This is a genomic window from Pseudomonas sp. F1_0610 (genome assembly GCF_047470865.1).
Taxonomy (GTDB): Bacteria; Pseudomonadota; Gammaproteobacteria; order Pseudomonadales; family Pseudomonadaceae; genus JAZDRH01.
On the sequence record NZ_JAZDRH010000086.1, the window covers coordinates 1 to 517 of the forward strand.

Sequence of the window (517 nt, forward strand, 5' to 3'; positions counted from 1 at the left end):
ACTTAACTCAACTATTTATAACTATGAACCCCAGCACTTCACTTCATGCTTTATCTATCATTGCCCACTACCATGGCGTCTCTGTTGATGCGGCCGATATAACTCACCGTTTTATAGAAGAAGGTTAAATAAATATTAATTTAAACACATGGCTATTAGCCGCTAAGCATTTAGAACTTAAAGCCAAAGTGGTTAAAAAAGATATTGAACGCTTAGAAATGGTTTCACTACCTTCGGTAGTTTTGTGCGAGAATGGTGAGCATTTTATTTTAACTAAAATGGATGATATCTTTTAATTAAAAGCCACATTAAATAATGTATCTGATCAATCCTTTATTTTACACTCAATTAACTTCCAAGTTTTTACAACACCCGCTTCTTCTAGCTTTTCTTTTAAGGAATCAGTTAAGAACAACATGCCCTCTACAATTGGATCTTGCCAAATATCAACAGTACAATTCAAAGCATCACTAGTTAAAACAATATCATTAGCTTTAATATTTTTATAAAATAGAGC

2 protein-coding genes are annotated in these 517 nt (G+C 32.3%); one reads left to right on the top strand and one right to left on the bottom strand.

Annotated elements, in window-relative coordinates; genetic code table 11:
* The first annotated feature begins 134 nt into the window (after nucleotides 1-134).
* Nucleotides 135-296 (top strand): cysteine peptidase family C39 domain-containing protein, encoded by a 162-nt coding sequence (locus VQ643_RS16320; RefSeq protein ID WP_414201576.1) that lies wholly within the window; start codon nucleotides 135-137, stop codon nucleotides 294-296.
* Nucleotides 297-325: 29 nt separating this feature from the next.
* Here the strand turns inward: VQ643_RS16320 and VQ643_RS16325 are convergent.
* Nucleotides 326-517 (bottom strand): hypothetical protein (locus VQ643_RS16325; protein WP_414201574.1); only part of this gene is annotated, 192 nt, incomplete at its 5' end.